Raw genomic sequence first — 20,715 nt, forward strand, 5'->3', positions numbered from 1 at the left:
GAAAAACTTCTACTTGTAAATGAAAAAATGTAATGACAGAGTAAGATAGGGATAAGACCGAGTGCATAATGCACCCGGTTTTTTACTGTATCAAAATAATAAAGCTATGTAAAATATGCACAAAATTATTTAAAAACAGGTGGAAATATTAAAAAGTGTAGACAAAAACAAGTTGAAAGGATTATTATAGAAATAACTGTATCCGTGTGTCCGGATGATTAAAGCTGGGCTGAGAGATGGATACATAGAAGGAGAAAAAGAATAATATGAAAAAGAAAAGAGTAGCGGCGCTTGTAATGGCAGCAATACTCGGTGTGACAGGATTTTCTGTTCCGGGTATTGGAGTTGTGCAGGCAGAAGAAGCTCACACAGAAATGAGTGGAGAGGCTGAACAGCAAGAAATAAATCTTGCGGCAGACAGGGGAAGCACTGCGCGGGCATCTAAGTTTCTTGCGGCATCGGGCAACCTTCCCGCAAGAGAACCGGGGCTTGCGTTTGACGGAATTTCCGATAATAACGGAGAAGCGGATAACAGCAGATGGCAAAGTGGAGAGGACGCGGAGTTTTCAGAGCAGTGGCTGGAAGTAGACCTGGGAGGAATTTGCGTTGTATCAGAGATCAAGGTTGATTTCTTTGCAAGGCTGTACGGAGATTTCCGTGTGGAAGTTTCTGATTCCAATGCAGAAGACGCAGTGTGGACAACGATTGCGACTGCAGACATGCCGGAAGGTACAGATCTGAACTTGAAAAAAACTGTTGATGTGAAGGAAAACGGAAAAGCGAGAGAGATTCCACGCTATATAAGGCTTTACTTTACATCAGGAAACAGTCAGGCGGCAAACCGCAGTATCGGGGTGCGGGAATTTCAGGTGATTGGAACGAAGAAAAGTGAAAGCGGTTATGAGACGATCACAGGAAATATCGCATTGAATAAGACGGCGTCTGCGTCAGGAGTAGAGGCGGCAATGCCGAATCTGACTGCAAATCTTGCAGTTGACGGACAGAAGTCGGATACTTCCAGATGGTCTGCACCTACAATGAAAAACGGAACTTCACCAAATCAGCAGCAGACCCCGCAGTGGCTTGAGATAGATCTGAGAAATGAGGTTACGAATATTACAAGCATCGACCTTTATTTTTATAAACTTGTATATTCGATCGACTATGAGATTCAGACAAGGGCTGATAAAAAATCAGAGTGGAAAACTGTTAAACATGTGACATGTCAGCCGGGAAATGAGCAGAATAAGCATGATAGTATCACAGATGTAGAAGGAAAGCGTCTTGACCGTTATGTGCGTTTCTATTTCAATAAAGTAAATACGAACGCGGGCGGCAACAGTGTTTCTGTTCAGGAAATTGAGATACATGGGGATCAGGTACAGACACCCGAGGTGACAGATCCGGCGCCGAAAAATGCAAAAGAAGCGATGGATTCTGTAAAAGCGCTTGAGGCGATCACGGTAGATTCTGAGACAGTTCCGCTTCCGAAGATGCCTGATGGATTCAGTATTAGTGTGAAGGGAAGCGAATATCCTCAGGTTATTTCTGATGAGGGTCAGATCAGTGATCATAATATGTATGATTATGATATGGATGTGATATTGGAAGTTGTGAATGAAAATGATCCTGAAGATACGGCAGAGAAAACATTTCAGGTTCATGTGCCGAATAAAAAATCAAAACATGCAGAGATTTATCCAGAGATAAAAAATCAGAATGAAGAACCGGAAGTGATTCCAAGTCTTCAAGAATGGTATGGATATGAGGGAGAAGTTAAGCTTACGGAAAATTCCCGTATTGTTTTAAAGGACGGCGCAGGAGTCGGACTTGAGAAAGTAGCGTCTCAGTTTAAGAGCGATATGAAAGAAATTACCGGAATGGAACTTGAGGTTGTCAGCGGAGAAGGCGGAGACGAAGACGATATCTTGATTGAGTCACTGCCGGAAGATACATACGACACAGGCAAGGAAGGATATTTACTGAAAGCAGACGACGGAGGAATTCATATCAGCAGTAACGGATACACCGGATGTCTGTACGGAACAAAGACGTTAGAGCAGGTGTATTATACACAAGACGGAACGTATTCTTTCCCTAAAGGTGTGACAAGAGATTTCTCTCAATATGAAGTACGCGGAGTAATGATCGATATCGCGCGTGTTCCGTATCGTTTGGATGCTTTGAAAGATATTGTGAAGACGTTTTCATTTTATAAAATTAATGAAGTACATTTTCATCTGAACGATAATCGTCATTCGGGAGCTACGACAGGACGCGAAGATTATAATAACTGGAAAAATTATAAAGGAATGTTCCGTTTGGAAAGCAAAACGTTTCCGAGTTTAAAGACAGATCCTCAGCAGAATGCATATTACAATGATGAAAACGGAGCTTACGGCGGAGAACCGCAGTATACAGCAGAAGAATATAAAGATCTCCAGCAGTTTGCGATGGATTGCGGCATGAATCCGATTTCGGAAATCGATGCGCCGGGACATTCGTTGTTATTTAACAGATATGTGAGAAACAATATCGAGGAAATCAGAAAAGTACAAGGTTTTGAAAATATGCCGGAAGACGGAATTAAAAGCGACCGGGACTGGGAGCTGCTTTCTGTAAAAGGAGAAAGCGGACAGTGGGCGTTAAAGTTTCTTAAGGCGCTGTACAGCGAATATCTGAACGAAGCAGATCCTGTATTTTTAGGAGACACGGTTGATATCGGAGTGGACGAATACTGGAGTATTAAGAACGATGAATTTGACGGAATGCGTAATTACATCCGTGAGATGGCTGACACCGTTCAGGAAAGCGGAAAAAAAGTACGTATGTGGGGATCTATGAAGCAGTATTTTGATGATAAAGGAATTTCCACAAAAGATTATACAGATATCGAAATTGATTTCTGGTCAAATTCATGGGATAATGCGGCGAAACGAAGCGCCGAAGGATTTAAGATCGTCAATGTGGATTCTTTCCATTTGTATGGAAATACAGGAAGGGATAAACGCGATGTTGTCAATGTAGAGCATATTTTCAATAACTGGACACCGGTTACATTCAGCAGCAGCGGTACGGTTCAGCCGGCAGATCCGAATCTTCTCGGAGCAAAGACTGCGATGTGGGCAGATATTGCAGACATGGGTGTGACAGAACGTGATAATTACGAACGATTGATGCGTCAGGCTGCTGTTCTTAGTGAGAAAACATGGGGCGGAACGGATGAAGACCAGACATATGAGGAGTATAGCCTCAAGTTTGAAAAATTAAAAGCAGGTCCGGGAGTGGAACTGGCATCCGATATTCCTTCAGAGACATCGCTTGTATTAGATTATGATTTTAAAAATGTAAAATCAGGCGAGGACGGAACAGTCGTATATGATGCGGCAGGAAACGGATATAATGGAACAGTTATAAACGCAGATGTGAAAGAAGAAGATGGTAAAAACTGGCTTGACTTGAACGGAGATGGAAGTCTTACGACAGGGTTAAGATCTGTTGATTATCCATATACAGTTCAGTTTGATCTGAAAGTGGATAAAAAAGGAGACGCACAGTTGTTTGATGGACGAGACGGTCGTTTGTCGATCGGATCAGACGGAAAATTAAAGATCAACCGTTCTTATTTTGAGCAGAAGTTTGATTATACAATTCCTGAAAATAAGAGTGTAAATGTAACGATCGTCGGAACACAGCAGGTAACAAAACTTTACATCAACGGAGAATTTAAACAAGCATTGACGAGAACAACAAATTCAGAAACGGATTACAATCATCTTTTATCTACATTTGTATTTCCGTTGACAACGATCGGAAACGGATTTGACGGAAAGATCGCAGACTTGAAAGTTTATGACAAAGCATTGTCCCCAAAGACGATTAAATTGGCGGCAAAGGGTAAAGCAGTGACAGAAGTCAATGTAGCGCAGGACAAAGCTGCAGCAGGAACAGCGCAGCATAAAGGCGATAATAATTACGACAATGCAAATAAAAAGCTTCGTGTAGGCTGGAAGGCGATTGATGGTGACGGAAATACGGCAGACGGAAAACATGGAACAGATGTCAGTGAGAAAGACTCTTTCTTTGAAGGTCTTTATGCAGACAGCAGTTTTGCGGTAGATATGCTTCAGACACATCAGATCGATCATCTTGTCCTTCAGTGGGATAAAGCGCCGGCGACATTTAAACTTCAAGTTTCTTCAGACGGAAAAGTTTGGAAGGATATTGAAGGAAAAGCATCTATAAAAGGCGAATCAGTAAATACAATCAAGTTTGAACAGCCGCTTGAGACACGTTATATTAAGATGCAGGGCGTTGACGGAACATTCCAGTTAAGAGAATTTGAAGCATATGAAACGGTAAATAAAGATCATTTGAAAGAGACGCTCAAAGCAGCAGATGATAAGTTAAAAGAGTATGGTATCCAGTACGGTGATGAGAAGTATAAAGAGTTCTTTGCAGCGTATATGGAAGCAGAATCAGCGTATGAAAATGCATATGCATTAAATCATAATGTTTCTGAAAAAGCAGACGCATTGAAAGCTGAGACAGAAAAACTTGAAAATCTGAATCCGAAACCAGAACCGACGCCGGAGCTTAAGAGTGTAACAGTAACGGCAGAGAGTAAGAAACTGAAAGTCGGAGAGGAAACGACAGTGACAGCAAAAGTTGATCCAACAGATGCAAAAGATGTTACAATCACATGGAAAACGTCTGATGCGACGGTGCTCAAAGTAGATGAAGCAGGAAAAGTAACAGCGTTGAAAGCCGGAAAAGCAACGATCATGGCAACGGCAGTGCAGGGCGAAAAGAAAGTTACGGACAGTGTGGAAATCGAAGTTGAAGAAGAGGTAAAACCAGAACCGACGCCGGAGCTTAAGAGTGTAACAGTAACGGCGGAGAGTAAGAAACTGAAAGTCGGAGAGGAAACGACAGTGACAGCAAAAGTTGATCCGACAGATGCAAAAGATGTTACAATCACATGGAAAACGTCTGATGCGACGGTGCTCAAAGTAGATGAAGCAGGAAAAGTAACAGCGCTGAAAGTCGGAAAAGCAACGATCACGGCAACGGCAGTGCAGGGTGAAAAGAAAGTTAAAGTTACGGACAGTGTGGAAATTGAAGTTGAAGAAGAAACTGCGACTCCTACTCCAAATCCAGATCCACAGCCGACACCGGAGAAGAATGACGGAGCAGTTCAAACAGGAGATAATGTTTCTCCGATGCTGTATGCAGGAGCAGCAATGACAGCCGCGGCAGTACTTGCTTTGATTCAGAGAAAGAGAAGAAAAGGATAGAAAGTACATTATCCTTTGTACACTGCGGATAGGAAAAGCAAAGAAAAAGTGCTAAGATAAAAGAAAAGACTGTATATCAAACAGAAGAAATTCTTGTAAGATATACAGTCTTTTTTGCAACGTTAATTTGTTGTATTAAAGTTTAACTCAAGATGACTGGAATAGATCGATTTATTTTTAGTAGAATAGATGGATCTATTTTTTAATGTACGGAAGTATGTGAAGCAAGTACATGATCTATAATGCGGATCGTATCAAGCGAATATTGTAGGTATTCGTGCTCGATTCCATTGTTTTCAACAAGTGAAAGAAAATTTTTTATTTCATAAATCATATTGTTGTTTACAGGTGAATAAGGCAGTATTTCTTTGATTCCACCGTTGATCGGATCACGAGAGCCTTCCCGCAGTCTGAGTTCTATTTGTGTCGGATGACTTATGTAGTCGATCAGGATAGAACCGTTTTCTCCTTGAATGACGCTCGGACGATAGGAAACCGTAACTTTGGAATAGATTGCTTCTGCGATCATATCGGGATATTCCATCAGAACAATGCCGCTGCATTCAAAATTGTTTTCCAATGAGGAAGACATAGAATGAATGTTTTTAGGTGTACCGAAAAGGCGGACAAGGGAATGAATACAATAAACTCCGATGTCTGATACAGCGGCGTTTCCGAGTGCAGGATTAAATGCATTTTCTATAATTCCGTCTTTGAAACGATCATAGCGGCTTGAATACTGGCAAAATTCAAAAGATGCTCTTCGAATTTTTCCAATGCGGGGAAGCGCGTTTTTGATCATATCAAATGCGGGATCAAAATCGGGACGCATTGCTTCTAAAAGGACAACGTGATTTTTTTTGGCACACTCGATCATGGAAAGAGCCTCTTGTTCATTTGATGCCATTACTTTTTCACAGAGTACATGCTTTTTCTTTTCCATTGCTTTTATAGATTGAGAGCAGTGTGCAAAATTAGGAGAAGCCACGTATACTGCGTCGATCGGTGAATCAAGAAACTGTTCATAGTCAGTGAATACAGTGGGAATATTATGTCTTTCGGCAAAATGATTTCCTGTGTCAGCGGATCTGGAATATACAGCGTACAGCTCTATCCCGTCAACCTGCGCAGCGGCATCGCAAAAATCATCACTTATAAAGTTTGTTCCGATAATACCTATTTTTAAAGTCATTTGTATCCTCCTTCTTTATTTTGGAATATTTTTATATTTTTTGATTTCTTTCTTTGCTCAACTGAAAAATTCGGCTGCAGCTTTGATAAAATAGTCGGTATCGTATACTCCTGCCGTCTCGTAGGGAGAATGCATGGCAAGCTGAGGCAGCCCGATATCGACTGTGTCGACTGCAACTTGGGTGTTAGATATATTTCCGAGAGTTGATCCTCCTGCCATGTCGGAACGGTTGACAAATGTTTGGACAGGAACATTGACTGTGCGGCACAGATCACGAAATACCGCAGAAGAAAATCCGTCTGTGCAGTATTTTTGATTTGCGTTAAATTTAATGACGATCCCACCGTTTAGATACGGATGATTGACCGGATCAGAGCAGTCTTGATGATTCGGATGGATCGCATGAGCATTGTCTGCGGAAATCATAAAGCTGTCTGCAAGCCGAATAAGGTAGTCTTCATCAGAAAGTCCGAGACAGGAGTTAGTGCGGGTAAGTGTGTCATATAAAAATGTAGATGCAGCTCCCTGTTTTGTCTGACTTCCAACTTCTTCGTTATCCAGAACGGAGAGAATCGGCATATAAGTTTGTTTTTGTCCTGCAAGAAATCCTTCAACAGAGGCAAACACACATTGCAGATCATCAAGCCGCGGAGCAGATACAAATTCGTTGGAAGCGCCCCATATGCTTGCTTTTTGTCTGTTGTAAAGAAAGAGGTCATGTCCGAGAATGTCCTGTTCGGACACTTCGGCTGCATCGGCGATTTGTTTCATAAAAGTGTCTTTTGCAGAAAGATTGCCGTAAAGAGGAAGCAGATCTTTTTGTGGATTATATTGATATCCGCTGTTAATATCTCTATTCATATGAATTGCGAGATTTGGAATTAAAACAAGATCTCTGTCGATGTTTATTAATTTCGATTGTAATTTATTTGTTTCTTTATCTTTAATAATCACTCTTCCGGCAATAGAAAGCGGACGATCGAGCCAAGGTGCGTAAATCATTCCTCCATAGCGTTCTACATTTAGTTTGACATAGTGATGACCGCATTCCATTTCGGGATTTTCTTTGATTTTAAAAGTCGGTGAATCACTGTGGCTTGCGATAATACGCATTCCTGCAAGTGGATTTTCGGGAATGGAAAATGCGATCAGTGATGAATTATTTCGTGTCACAAAATAATTTCCTCCGGCAGTTATGTGCCAGTGTTTGTTCTCACACAATTCCGAGAAATTATTTTTTAAAAGAAGAAATTTAATTGTTTCTACCGTATGAAAAGCTGATGGGCTGTTTTCAATAAATTGGATAAGCTTTTCACTTGTTGTTTTTGAATTCATAAAATCGGCTCCTTTTATATCTTCTCTGATGTTTTCAGAATATAAGTCGCGATGCCTTCTGTCAAGGGAAAAGAGGGAATTGATTTGATCCGATGATTTTCATATAATAAGACAAACAGAAATGAAAGGTCGAAGTATTGTAGTAGGGAGTTGATAAAATGAGAATTTTGCTTGCGGAAGATGAAAAGGACCTGAACAAAATTATAACAGCGCGTCTGAAAGATGAGTATTATAGTGTGGATTCATGTTTTGACGGGAAGGAAGCCGAGGAATATTTGACTGCCGTAAAATACGATGCGGTAATTCTTGATATTATGATGCCGAAAAAAGACGGATTATCCGTTTTGAAGGAAATGAGGAGGAAAAAGGATTCTACACCGGTTATATTACTGACTGCAAAAGACAGTGTGGAAGATCGGGTGGCAGGGCTTGACGCAGGTGCAAATGATTATCTTGTAAAGCCGTTTGCATTTGAAGAGCTGCTTGCCCGGGTACGGGTGCTTTTGAGAAAGCCGGAGGAAATGCCGAAAACATGTTACACGATTGCGGATCTGGAAGTACATCTTGATACGCATAAAGTAATAAGAGGTAAAGAAGAAATCAGACTTTCGGGAAAAGAGTTTGCGCTGCTGAGATATATGGTCCAAAATGCGGGAATTGTTCTTTCACGAGACAGATTGGAGCAGCATCTGTGGAATTATGACTATATGGGAAGTTCAAATGTTATAGATGTGTATATCCGGTATTTGAGGAAAAAAATTGATGACGGAAGAGAGAAAAAACTCATTCATACAGTAAGAGGAGTCGGTTATGTGTTAAAGGAGGAAGAATGAAAAAAGTTTCTTTAAAGATAAAATTAACTCTTTTATATACGATATTTATTCTTGTGGTTGTCGGAACGGTTCTTGGAATATTGTTTTCTTTGAGTGGACGTGAGATACTTGCGTCTACGAAAATGTCACTGGAAAGAAGAGTAGAGGAGAGTCTGGAAGAAATTGAAATGCAGGACGGAGAATTAAAAATTGATTCGGATTTTTATTCTGTGGAAAACGGAGTCTATCTTTCCATGTATGACTCAACCGGATATTTTTTATATGGAAAGATTCCCGGGGGATTCGATCGGCAGCCGGACTTTTTGGATGGAGAAGTAAGAGAGATTAAAGATAAGGCAGGAGAAGAAGACTGGTATATATACGATCTTTTTTTCAGACCGGGAGAAGGTAAGGAGATATATGTACGCGGAGTGATATCTGTGACGGAATCGGAGGAGAGTTTTCAGACGATACTTCGCATCGCGTTTATTCTTCTTCCGCTGCTTGCCGCAGCGACAGCGTTCGTAGGATATCGCTTCACAAAAAGAACGCTTAAGCCTGTGAAAGATATTACGGATACTGTGTGTAAGATACGGATGGATGCGGATCTTTCGAGAAGAATTGACAATATCGATACAGTAAGAGAAACAAAGGAAAAGAGATACAAAAAAAACAGAGATGAGATTTATATCCTTGCGGAGACGTTTAACGAGATGCTGGATGAGCTGGAAGCCGTGTTTAAAAGAGAAAAGCAGTTCACTTCGGACGTTTCGCATGAATTAAGAACGCCGATAAGCGTTATGATGGCTCAGTGCGGTCAGCTTTTAAAAGATGAAGCGTTAAAGCCAAAGCAAAAAGCACAGGTGAAACTGATCGAACAGAAAGCGGAAAATATGTCAGATCTGATCGCGCAGCTTCTGTTTTTATCAAGAGCCGATCAGGGGCGTCAGCAGATCGAGAAAGAAAACGTTAATTTAAGTGAACTGACGGAAATGATCGTCGGTGAACAACAGTTTCTTGCTGAATCAAAAGGAAACGCCGGTCAGATCATATGTCACATTGAACCTGAAATATGGGCGGAAGTTGATGAGACGCTGTACATTAGAATGATGATAAATCTTCTGTCTAATGCGCTGCGATACGGGGAAGGACGGGATATAGAAGTGAGTTTATCCGTGCATAATGATTCGGATATTATCGGAAAAGTAAAAGATCATGGCATCGGCATTTCAAAGGGGGATATTCCTCATATATGGGAACGGTTTTATCGTGCGGATAAATCCAGAACAGGAGGAAGTCACTGCGGGCTCGGTTTGTCTATGGTGAAATGGATCGCAGAGGCACATGGAGGAAGTGTAGAAGTTGTCAGTAAAGAAGGCGAAGGAAGTGAGTTTGTTTTTCATTTAAGAAAATCGAAGTCATGACAGGACAATGTAAATTTGTTTTCGTTCTTTAATGTTATTTTAATCTTTTTGGGATATAGTAATCTCATCAAAGAAAATAAAGGCATAAACCGAAGTTTGGAATCGAATGTTTTCAAAGTAAAAGTAAATGCTGATGTGAAATAAAGAAAGGAGAATAGAAATGAAAAAATTTACAAAAATAGCAACGGTAGCAGTGATGACTATGGTGACAGCAGGTGTATTTGCAGGGTGTGGACTAAAAGGCGGCAAAGATATCGGAAAAGAAGCGGCATTGGAAGCGGCATTGGCTGATGCGGGAGTAAGAGAATCAGATACGACCCGTCTGAGAGTGTCTTCGGAAATCGACGATGGCAGGAAAGTATATGAAGTGCGGTTTGACGTAGAAGGAACAGAGTATGATTATGAAATAAGCGGAAGAGACGGTCAAATATTAAGCGCAGATACAGAGCGGATTTCAACTGTAGATACAACAGACAGAGCAGGCACAACAGATACAGCGGGCACAGCGGATACAGCAGGCACAACAGATAAAGAAAAAAGCGGAAATTCTCAAAATAATGCGGAAGCTTTGGGGATCAGTATAGAGGAAGCAGAGAAGATCGCATTGGAAAGAGTTCCGGGGGCATCGGAAAACGATATTCGCATTCAATCAGACTACGATGACGGAAAATATAAATACGAAGGCGATATCATTTATGACGGGAAAGAGTATGAGTTTGAAATAGATGCGTCTACAGGAACGATTCTTGAGTGGAGTGAGGAACGATACTGATCAAAGGAAAATTGTGATTAGATGTGATAAAAAAGACGATAAAAAATATTTTCGGAGTATCGGAATAAAAGAAAGAGAGAAGAGAATATAATTCAGAAAGAATGAAAAATGAATCATAGACAGCGGAGAAGTGTATGAATTATCTATGGGCAGGCATGATTTTGATCGGAATTATATTCGGAGCGTTTAACGGCAGGATGGAAGTTATTACAAATGCCGCGCTCGATTCTTCAAAAGAAGCGGTGACACTTTGTATTACGATGATAGGGATTATGTCGTTTTGGTGTGGGATCATGGAGATTGCGGCACAGGCAGGGATCATCGGAAGTGCGGCAAAAAAAATGCGTCCGGTGATCCGTTTTCTTTTTCCTGATCTGCCGAAAGAACATAAAGCGCAGGAGCATATTACAACAAATTTTATTGCGAATATCCTCGGTCTTGGGTGGGCGGCAACTCCGGCAGGATTAAAGGCGATGAAAGAACTTGAAACATTGGAAGAGGAAAGGCGGGCAGGAAAAGCGCCCGGTCCGGTGAGGCGCAAGGGAGTCGCAAGTAATGAAATGTGTACGTTTTTGATCATGAATATTTCTTCTCTTCAGTTGATCCCGATGAACGTGATCGCATATCGAAGTCAGTATGGAAGCGCGAACCCGGCGGCAATCGTAGGCGCGGGGATTTTAGCTACGGTGGCAAGTACGGGGGCTGCAGTCATATTGGTTGAGTGAATAAGTAAATTCCATATGTAAAAGTAAATTCCATACAGAAGACTAAATTCGATATTTTAGGGTTTGACGAATTGTGTCAAATCCTTTAAAGTGGAATTTAACCAGATAATAAATGCTTTTCTGCAATAAAAATGTATGCTAATGAGACAACTGGAATCTGCTCTGTAAGACTAAATTCCACTTGTCTGGTATGTGTGATATGGAGCCTTTATCCGCAGATTTGTTTTATTATCTGGTTTTATTTTTTCAATAATGCAGGCGTTAATACGATCTCATCTGCCGGTATTTCAGTGAGAGCAAAAAAATTTAAAAGTTCATGTGGGAGCATGATTTTTGCAAGAGCCATAGGCGACAATCCACCAAGGCTTTGTCTTGGAGTACTGTTGATATGGCTCATCATCAGATTGATCTCTTTTTGCGAGTAATCGTCAAAGGATGTTCCTTTCGGGCATATTTTTCGGATATATTCATGGTTCTTTTCACAATGCGGCTTTTGCCAGGAACACATCGGATCACAATAATAAATACTTGTCCGAATCAGGTTGTCTTCACCACATTCCAATGCATCCGGAATCTGAAATTCACCGCCTCTGTCCGTTAAAATCAGCGAAAAAGCAGAGGCAAAAGAAAAGGTTCCAATCGCATGCTCAATGGAGTCAAATACATTTTTTATATGATCGGATTCTTTGCTGTCAAGAAGATACGCCATCATAAAAGAACATTCGGAAAAGTGGAAAGTGAGTAACACCTTGTGGGAACCTTCACAGCCGAGAACGGTATCCATTTCAGTAACTCTTGTATCCGGGAACTCTTTTAAAAATGCCTGAAAGTCTTTGTAAGTACGACCTTCATAGATTGTTTTATCAACTAATTCAGAAGAGCCGGAAGAACGGAGCTTATATTTTACTTTTTTAGGCAGATCGATATTTTTAACACTCAAAGCTCCGGATTCAATGTAATTGTAAAGCGTTTTTTCTGAGTAAGGGATCTCCGGATGATTCTGTAGGATCATGTAAGGGGACTGCCCCTGCATAATCAGTGGGGAAACCAGTTCATCCAGCCTTATCAAATCTTCAGGAGAAATGTTGATACCAGTTCGCGATTCAATCAGAACGGTTCGATATTCCCTGTGAGCAATCGTGGCTCTATAATAAGCCTTATCCAAACGGCATCCGCTTTTTTTACTGCAAGCATTGCATACAAAGGGAGCTTTATCTAGTTTGGAACAATGATAACTGCGAGGAATGAAATCATCGCAATGGGAATTACAGTGGTTGCAGAGTTTACACATTCTTTTGCATATCGGAGCATAGATTTCACAGATATTCTTTTTTTTGCAGTCTTTTATTAGAGCACATTTATTTTTTGATTCATTGAAGTGGCTATGTTCCTGAATAGTGCGGTGCTTTTTAATTTCTTTGGAGATAGTGGTTGGATCTTTTCCTAACTGTAGCGCAATGCTATGGAGGGAGTTTCCTTGATCCAACCTTTTTTCAATTATAATACGCTGATCCATTGTCATATGCTTTTGATTTCCAGGGATAGATTTACACATAAGTACCTCTTTTCTACTGCGGATAGAAGGTACTAAAATAATATAGGATATAGAAGAAGAGAGTAAGACTAAATTCAGCATGATGGTGGAATTTAGTTTTTCATTTAAGGCAAATATAACGAAACTGATATTAGATGTATCGAAAAAGAGGGGAATATGTTATCATAAAATAGATGCAGACTGTGAAAAACATAACAAATTCACGGGAGAAAGGAGAGATTATTATGAAAAAGAAATTTTTCAGTGCAGCGCTCGCAGCAGCTATGGTTGTGACGAGCGTCTTCTCCACAACATCAGTTGCCGGAGCGGCAGAAAATGAAACTGCAGTTCCGTATGGTAAAGTAACCGTTGAGCAGAAAGATAATACTGTTACAATCGGAAACGGAGCCATCGAAAGAATATTTTCAACAGCGGACAAAAAATTGTCTACGACTGAAATTGTGAACAAAAGAACTGGTGGAGAAGGAACAACCTTCACTCCGCAAAAAGGAAGTGAAGAATTCGTTGTTAAGACAACGAAAGAGAAAAAAGACCCTATTACCTTACCGGGAATCAATCGGACGGGTTGGGAAGCAACAGCAGACAGCTACCAGAATGCGAGCGGAGACTCAGATGGACCGGCATCTAACTTGTTAGATGGAAGAACAGAGAGTATCTGGCATTCAAATTATGGGGGGGCTGGACAAGGTGATCAGGACTATCCGCATAATGTAGTAATCACATTCGGAAAAGATGTGACATTCCAGTCCTTCTCTTATACACCGAGAAAAGAAGGAGAAAACACAAACGGAAATATCAAGGGATATGAACTGTATGCATCAACAGCATCGGAAAAACTTGATTATGCTTCAAAAGATTGGGGAGAACCGATCGCAAAAGGCAATTTTGAGTACAATGGTGTAAATCCGATTTATGTAAACTTGAAAGAAGCATGTACTGCGAAACAGATTAAGTTCGTAGCAACATCTTCAAACAATGGGGAAAGATTTGCCGGCGGAGCAGAGTTTAATCTCCATGCAGAGAAAGCTCCGATAGATACGGATGACCGTGCGTTTGAGACAAGCGATTTAGAGCTGAAAGACGGCAATGAGGCAGTCAAAGTCGAAGATACAACGGCAACGATCAACGGTAAAGAGAAAACAGGTAAGAAAGTAACATTTTCTTTCAAACCGTACACTCACAAAAACGTAGAGTATTCAATCGACGAAGTAATCGTAATGTACGAAGGCGATCACTTCATGCGTAAATTCCTTGAGATCGACGTGCCGGATGACAAGATGGCAGATGCTGAGATCGACTATATCGACCTTGAGTCTCTGAAAGTGGCAGAGTCCGATGCACAGTGGACAATTCCGAGAGGTCAAGGCGGCGTTGTTCAGATGGAAGAGTTCAAAGCGAACCTCGGACAGCCGATCTACATTCAGGGAATGTTCTTCGGATGTGAGTTCCCGGCAGCGGATACAGAGATCGTAAACGGAACAGGATTTATGCGTTATTACAGTGGTAAGACGTTCAGCAGACTGAAAGAAGATAATCAGTTGACAACAGACGATAAGTATGTGACATGGCAGACAGTTGCAGGTGCGGCAAGAAGTACAGAGCAGGAAGTTATTCAGGCAGACTTCTTCGAGTACATCAAGTCAATCGCAACTCCGTCAGAGTTCCGTACACAGTACAATTCATGGTTCGACAACATGATGAAGATCAGTGATGAAAATATTTTGGCTTCGTTCATTGAAATTGATCGTGAGTTGAATAAAGCAGAAGTTCGTCCGTTGGATTCTTACGTTGTAGATGATGGATGGAATGCGTATAATGATGGTTCGATAGGAGCAGGGTCACACGCACAATCGGGAGCAATAGAGAATACCGAAGGTTTCTGGACATTTAATGAGAAATTCCCGGAGGGATTGACACCGTCCAGCGAACTTGTTAAGAAGTTCGGAAGTAACTTTGGAGTATGGGTTGGACCGAGAGGCGGATATAACTTCTACACTACATTAGCAAATATTATTGAGAGGGCACAAAAAGGAAGTAAAGCAGGACATTCTATCGACGTTGCAGACCGTGTATATGTAGAGAATTTTAAAAAGATGGCGATTAAATGGCAGCAAGATTGGGATGTCAACTACTGGAAATGGGATGGATTTGCAGATACTGCTCAGTATAATCATTTCAACAATTTAGGCGGAGCAGACGGCGTTCCGGTATACAGTGAGTCTAATCACCATATGACAGGCGGTTATCACCAGATGTATCATGTGACTGATCTGTGGGAAGCATGGATCGATCTGATGGAAGCGGTTCGTCAGAGTGAAAAAGAGGACGGAATTAATAAACTCTGGATCTCTCTTACATGTTATGTAAACCCGAGTCCGTGGTATTTACAGTGGGCGAACTCTGTATGGATTCAGTGCGTACATGATCAGAAGGATGCATCTTTCGGAACAACAAAGATGAATAAGCAGATTACATATCGTGACGCTTGTTACTATGACTTCCTGAAGAATCATCAGTTCCAGTTCCCGCTTCAGAATCTGTACAACCATGATCCGATTTACGGAAAAGAAGGAACAGGAATGACAGTTAATACTGCTACAGATGAAGATTTCCAGAACTATCTGTACATGTTGTCTACTCGTGGAACGGCATTTTGGGAGTTGTACTACTCTGACAGTATTATGACAGATGGAAAATACGAGATCACAGGAGAATTCCTTGAGTGGGCAGAAGAAAACTATCATATGCTCAAAAATTCCAAGATGATCGGAGGGAAACCGGATATTACAAAACTGAGTAACGGAGATCTGTCAGACCAAACGCAGGCAGAAGCATACGGATTCTCATGTTTCGACGGAACGGACGGAATTATTTCACTCCGTAACCCATCTGCAAATGCAGATAAGACAATCAAGTTCACATTCGACCGTACAATGGGCGTTGCAGAAGGTGCAGGCACATTAAACTACTACTTAGAGCACAGCTATCTTCTTTCCGATAAGTCTGCTCAGACAGGTACATTAAAGTATGGTCAAGAATACACAGTGAACTTGAAACCGAACGAAGTGCGTATCTTACGTGTTTCAGCAGAAAAAGACACAACAGCGCCGAAGATCGACAGAATCATGACAGACGGTGCGAAAGAACTTACAGTAAAATTCGATGAGAAAGTATCAGGAAACCTCTTTAAAGTAGAAAACGCAAAAGTTTCTTCTATTAAGAAGAGCGCAGACGATACAACATATCATATCGTATTAGCAGAAGCTCCGGCAAACGAAGCTACAGTAAAAGTAATTCCGCAGGATATTAAAGACATGTCGGGCAACAAAGCTACTGAAGCTGCATCTGTTGTATATCACAAAGACAGTGTGATCGTTGAAAAAGAAGCGATTGCAGAAGCAGGAGAAATTGCAGCAGCGGACAGATCACTGAATTCCAATAATGGATTCACAGTATATGCGGCTGTAAACACAACGGCAACAGATAAGTCACTCGTAAGCCAGAATGGTCAGTACGAACTGAAAGTAACAGCAGAAGGAAAAGCATCCTTCACACTGAATGGTGCGACAGCAGTTTCCGGCAAGTCAATCAATGACGGAGCAGAGCATAAAGTAGTAGGTGTGAAAGAAAACAACGGTATGCTGAAACTTTATGTAGACGGAACACTGGAAGGATCTGCTTATAATGAAAAGAACAGATTTCATGAAGTTAAGAAAGCTGCGATCACAGCAGGTGAAGGTGTGACAGCGGCGGCAGTATATGATATCGCATACGGTTATAATGAAGTGGCTAATCTCGGAGAGCAGGAAGGACTTCCGAAACTTAAACTTACAAATGATATGATCACAGTTTCTGAGACGAGCGAAGGAAGTAAAGATAAAGTCTTAGATGGAGATAACACGACATACTGGACAAGTCAGAAAGTGGAAGAAGGTACTGTAAGCAGCGATAATGCATGGCTGCAAGTTGACTTGGGTGCGACGTATAAATTGGATCAGGTTGACTACACACCGCGTTATTATAATGATGCAAAGAACTACTGGCATTGTACAGGTAATATTAAGAATCTGATTGTAGAAATTAGAAAAGACGGAGAGGATACATGGACTTCGGTAACAGGAGAAAACGGGCTTGATCTTTCGGACAAGATTGTGAATAAGAATGATCAGACACTTTTCCCGGCAGAAGTTACATTTGAGGCACAGGAAGCTAGATATGTACGTATCAGTGGAACGTCTTCTTATCACTGGCAAGCAACTGATGAAAATAAGTATATTACAGTCGGTGATCTTGCGATCTATGGAGAGAAAGTAGAAGCAAAGAACATTGCAAAGGATGCAAATGTAACGGCAAAATGGACGGCAGATGACACAGATGCAGCAAAAGGCGGCGACAGACCGATGTCTATGGCTGTTGACGGAAACAAAACTGATTTTGGTTCAAACTATGCCGAGTTCGGTGCGGACAATAGACGTGAATCATCTTATATGCAGGTTGATTTAGGCGCTGTATGTGATGTGAACTCTCTGTCACTGTATCGTTACTGGGGCGATGGTAGAACATATGGCGATACAGTAGTAGCTGTAGCAGAAAAAGAAACAGACTTTGCAGAAGGAAAAGCTACAATCGTCTATAATGCGGATGATCAGAATGTTCATAAACTGTATACACAAGCACCGGAAAAATTCGATGAAGACTATGCAGAAACTGCACAGGGTAAATCATGGACGCTTCCGGAAGGAACGAAAGCACAGTTTGTTCGCGTTTACATGTACGGAAGAGCAAACAATGACACAACAACAAACCACGTTGTAGAGCTTGAAGTATACGGAACAAAACCGGAAGAAGGCGAGACACCGGGCGTAGACATTACAGCCTTGATCGAAAGATTGAGCGTATTGTCAGCGGTAGATACGTCTAACGCAACAACAGATAGCGCAGCAGCGTTTAATGCTCTTCTTAAAGAAGGATATGATCTTGTGGCGACAGGAGCACAGACACAGGAAGAAGTAGCTGCTATGATTAAGAAACTGGAAGGCGCAGAAGCTAAACTTGTAGATGCATCCGCTCTGAAGAAAGCAATCGCAGACGCAGAGAAGAAAGTTGAAACAAGTACAGTAACAAGTGCAGAGCCGGTAAAAGCTAAAATTGCAGAAGCAAAACAGCTTCTTGTAAACGGTACAAAAGATGCGATCGACGCAATGGTTGCAGAATTAACTGAAGCTGTGAAAGGACTTGTTGCTCGCGGAGATGTAACAGATCTGAAAGCTTTGATCGATCAGTACGCAAAAGAGAATTTGAAAGCAGAGGATCATACAACATCTACATGGAGCGCTTATGAGACTGCTCTGAATGCGGCAAACGCAATCGTAACAGATAACAGCAACAGCGATCAGGCGGCGGTAGATGCAGCGAAGAAAGTGTTAGAAGATGCACATGCAGCATTGGCAAAACGCGGAAACACAGATGCATTGAAAGCTCTTATTGAAGAGTACAAAGAACTGAAAGAAGCGGATTACACACATGAGACATGGGTGAAATACGAAGAAGCTCTTGAAGCTGCAAATGGAATCGTGGCAGACAACAGCAATAAGACACAGGCAGAAGTAGATGCGGCGAAAGACGCATTGAAAGCGGCAAAAGAAGCTCTCGTAAAAGCTCCGGTAGATCCGCAGCTTGATAAGAGCAAACTGCAGGCAGCAGTAGATGCGGCAAAAGCAAAAGACGAAAACGCATATACAACAGCTTCTTACAATGCAATGGAAAAAGTTCTTGCAGAAGCAGAAGAACTTCTGACAAACGGTAAGGATCAGGCGGCAATCGATGCGAAAGCAAAAGATTTGAATGATGCGGTTGCTGCGCTTGTAGAACGTGGAAACACAGATGCGTTGAAAGCTTTGATCGCAGAATATAAAGCAGAAGGTCTGAAAGAGGCAGACTACACAACAGATTCCTGGAAAGCGTACACAGATGCGTTGACAGCGGCAGAAAAAGTTGTGAAAGACAACAGCAATCTTGATCAGGCAGCGGTAGACGCAGCGAAGAAAGCGTTAGAAGATGCTCATACAGCATTAGTAAAAGTAGAGCAGATCAATAAAGAGGCGTTAAAAGCAGCAATCGATGCAGCGAAAGCGGCTGATGCGAACTTGTACACAACAGATTCTTACAAAGCAATGAAAACAGTTCTTTCAGATGCAGAAAAGGTACTGAAAGACAGCAAAGATCAGACGGAGATCGATGCAGCAGCAAAAGCGTTGAACGATGCGGTTACAGCGCTTGTACAGCGTGGAAACACAGATGCATTGAAAGCTTTGATCGAAGAGTATAAAGATCTGAAAGAGGCAGACTATACAGCAGATTCTTGGAAAGAATATGCAGATGCGCTGAAAGCGGCAAAAGCAATCGTGGAAGACAACAGCAACAGTGATCAGGCAGCGGTAGACGCAGCGCTTAATGCGTTAAGAGACGCTCGCGTAGCATTGAAGCTTTCCGGAAAACCGTCTGTTGATAAGAGCGAGCTTCAGGCAGCTTACGACAAGTACAAAGATAAGAAGAACGACGGTTACACAGCAGAGAGCTGGGCGAAGTTTGAAAACGCTCTGAAATCTGCTAAGGCAATCTTGGATAACGAGGCTGCAACAGCAGATCAGGTAAAAGCTGCTTTGGCACAGTTGAATTCAGCGGCAGAAGGTTTGACGAAGACACAGACTCCGCCGAAGAATGATCCGCAGACTCCGTCAACTCCGTCACAGGGCGGAAGCGTACAGACAGGAGATACGGCACATGTAGCTCTGTGGCTTGTACTTGCGGGAATGTCGGTAATTGCTTATGTAGCGGTTAGAAGAAAAAGAGCATAGTGAAAACTTGTCTTTTGATTAAGGCAGTAAACATTTAAGCTTTTATGGAATAGGGCGTTCGGTAACGGACGCCTTATTCTTTTTTGCAGAGACAGCAACATTGTCAGAAAATTCATACAATATAAAAGTAAAATGTAATTATTTAAAGTTTTTTATAAAAATGTATTGACAAAATAAAACTCAGGTGATATTATAAAGACATCCAAAAGAGATACAACAAAATAAAAACAAAAGCATCTCAAAAGGATATTTAACTAAGAAGGCATCGTATCAGTTGCCCGATTAGATTAAAAATAAACGGATAGCAGGAGGGAAAGACCAATGGACAGCGTGATTTCAGTGAATCATCAATATGTTAGTGGTACGGCAAGTGTAAGTTCCTGTGGAGAAGAGACCTTTGCTCAAGGATAGATGATCCGGAATAAAAATAACGAAAGAATTGATCGGAGAGTTGGAAGTCCGGATAGAGATCAGAAAGATTTAACATTTGCAGACATATTGAATATAGATACCACATATAGCAGAATTTCAAAAGATGTGTAAAGAAACATTGAGTAGATTATCATTCGTGCATATCGGGTTTAATATGTGTGGTGGTACCGGAAACAAGGAACGTAAGTGATATGTGATAAGGATACTGTTATGAACTCGAATTTGTTAATTGAAGGAGGGAAGATTTAATAAGCAGGTCTTAATAAATCGACCGCAGATCAAATAACAATGGCAGAGGTCTTACAGGAACAGAA

The 20,715-nt window shown here is 41.4% G+C and carries 9 protein-coding genes; 6 read left to right on the plus strand and 3 right to left on the minus strand.

Translation table 11 applies throughout. From position 1 onward, the window contains the following. Positions 1–266: 266 nt before the first annotated feature. Entirely contained in the window at positions 267–5,297 is a 5,031-nt protein-coding gene (locus ACH9UM_RS00125) for a discoidin domain-containing protein (protein ID WP_400091606.1), read from the plus strand. Positions 5,298–5,499: 202 nt separating this feature from the next. On the opposite strand, the gene ACH9UM_RS00130 is transcribed toward ACH9UM_RS00125, so the two are convergent. Beyond that, entirely contained in the window at positions 5,500–6,489 is a 990-nt protein-coding gene (locus ACH9UM_RS00130) for a Gfo/Idh/MocA family protein (protein ID WP_009242946.1), read from the minus strand. A gap of 57 nt (positions 6,490–6,546) precedes the next feature. Next, complete coding sequence (locus ACH9UM_RS00135; RefSeq protein WP_004848178.1) at positions 6,547–7,824, minus strand: M18 family aminopeptidase; 1,278 nt, start codon at positions 7,822–7,824, stop codon at positions 6,547–6,549. A gap of 158 nt (positions 7,825–7,982) precedes the next feature. Between ACH9UM_RS00135 and ACH9UM_RS00140 the strand changes: the two genes are divergently transcribed. The 4 genes from ACH9UM_RS00140 (at position 7,983) to ACH9UM_RS00155 (ending at position 11,557) form a co-directional block, all read left to right on the plus strand. Continuing rightward, positions 7,983–8,657 (plus strand): response regulator transcription factor, encoded by a 675-nt coding sequence (locus ACH9UM_RS00140; RefSeq protein ID WP_004848180.1) that lies wholly within the window; start codon positions 7,983–7,985, stop codon positions 8,655–8,657. Continuing rightward, entirely contained in the window at positions 8,654–10,060 is a 1,407-nt protein-coding gene (locus ACH9UM_RS00145) for a cell wall metabolism sensor histidine kinase WalK (protein ID WP_004848183.1), read from the plus strand. Before ACH9UM_RS00140 ends, ACH9UM_RS00145 begins: the two co-directional genes overlap by 4 nt. A gap of 160 nt (positions 10,061–10,220) precedes the next feature. Further along, complete coding sequence (locus ACH9UM_RS00150) at positions 10,221–10,832, plus strand: PepSY domain-containing protein (RefSeq protein WP_004848186.1); 612 nt, start codon at positions 10,221–10,223, stop codon at positions 10,830–10,832. A 134-nt stretch (positions 10,833–10,966) separates the two neighbouring features. Next, positions 10,967–11,557: a nucleoside recognition protein gene (locus ACH9UM_RS00155; protein ID WP_400091611.1), complete on the plus strand. Its 591-nt coding sequence runs from the start codon at positions 10,967–10,969 to the stop codon at positions 11,555–11,557. A gap of 238 nt (positions 11,558–11,795) precedes the next feature. On the opposite strand, the gene ACH9UM_RS00160 is transcribed toward ACH9UM_RS00155, so the two are convergent. Next, a complete protein-coding gene (locus ACH9UM_RS00160) occupies positions 11,796–13,112 on the minus strand; it encodes an IS30 family transposase (protein ID WP_004845211.1) in 1,317 nt (438 codons plus the stop codon). Between the two features lie 224 nt (positions 13,113–13,336). On the opposite strand from ACH9UM_RS00160, the gene ACH9UM_RS00165 reads away from it, so the two are divergent. Further along, positions 13,337–19,969: a discoidin domain-containing protein gene (locus tag ACH9UM_RS00165; protein ID WP_400091613.1), complete on the plus strand. Its 6,633-nt coding sequence runs from the start codon at positions 13,337–13,339 to the stop codon at positions 19,967–19,969. Positions 19,970–20,715: the final 746 nt, after the last annotated feature.

The sequence above is a fragment of the Mediterraneibacter torques genome (assembly GCF_044591705.1).
GTDB lineage: Bacteria > Bacillota > Clostridia > Lachnospirales > Lachnospiraceae > Mediterraneibacter > Mediterraneibacter torques.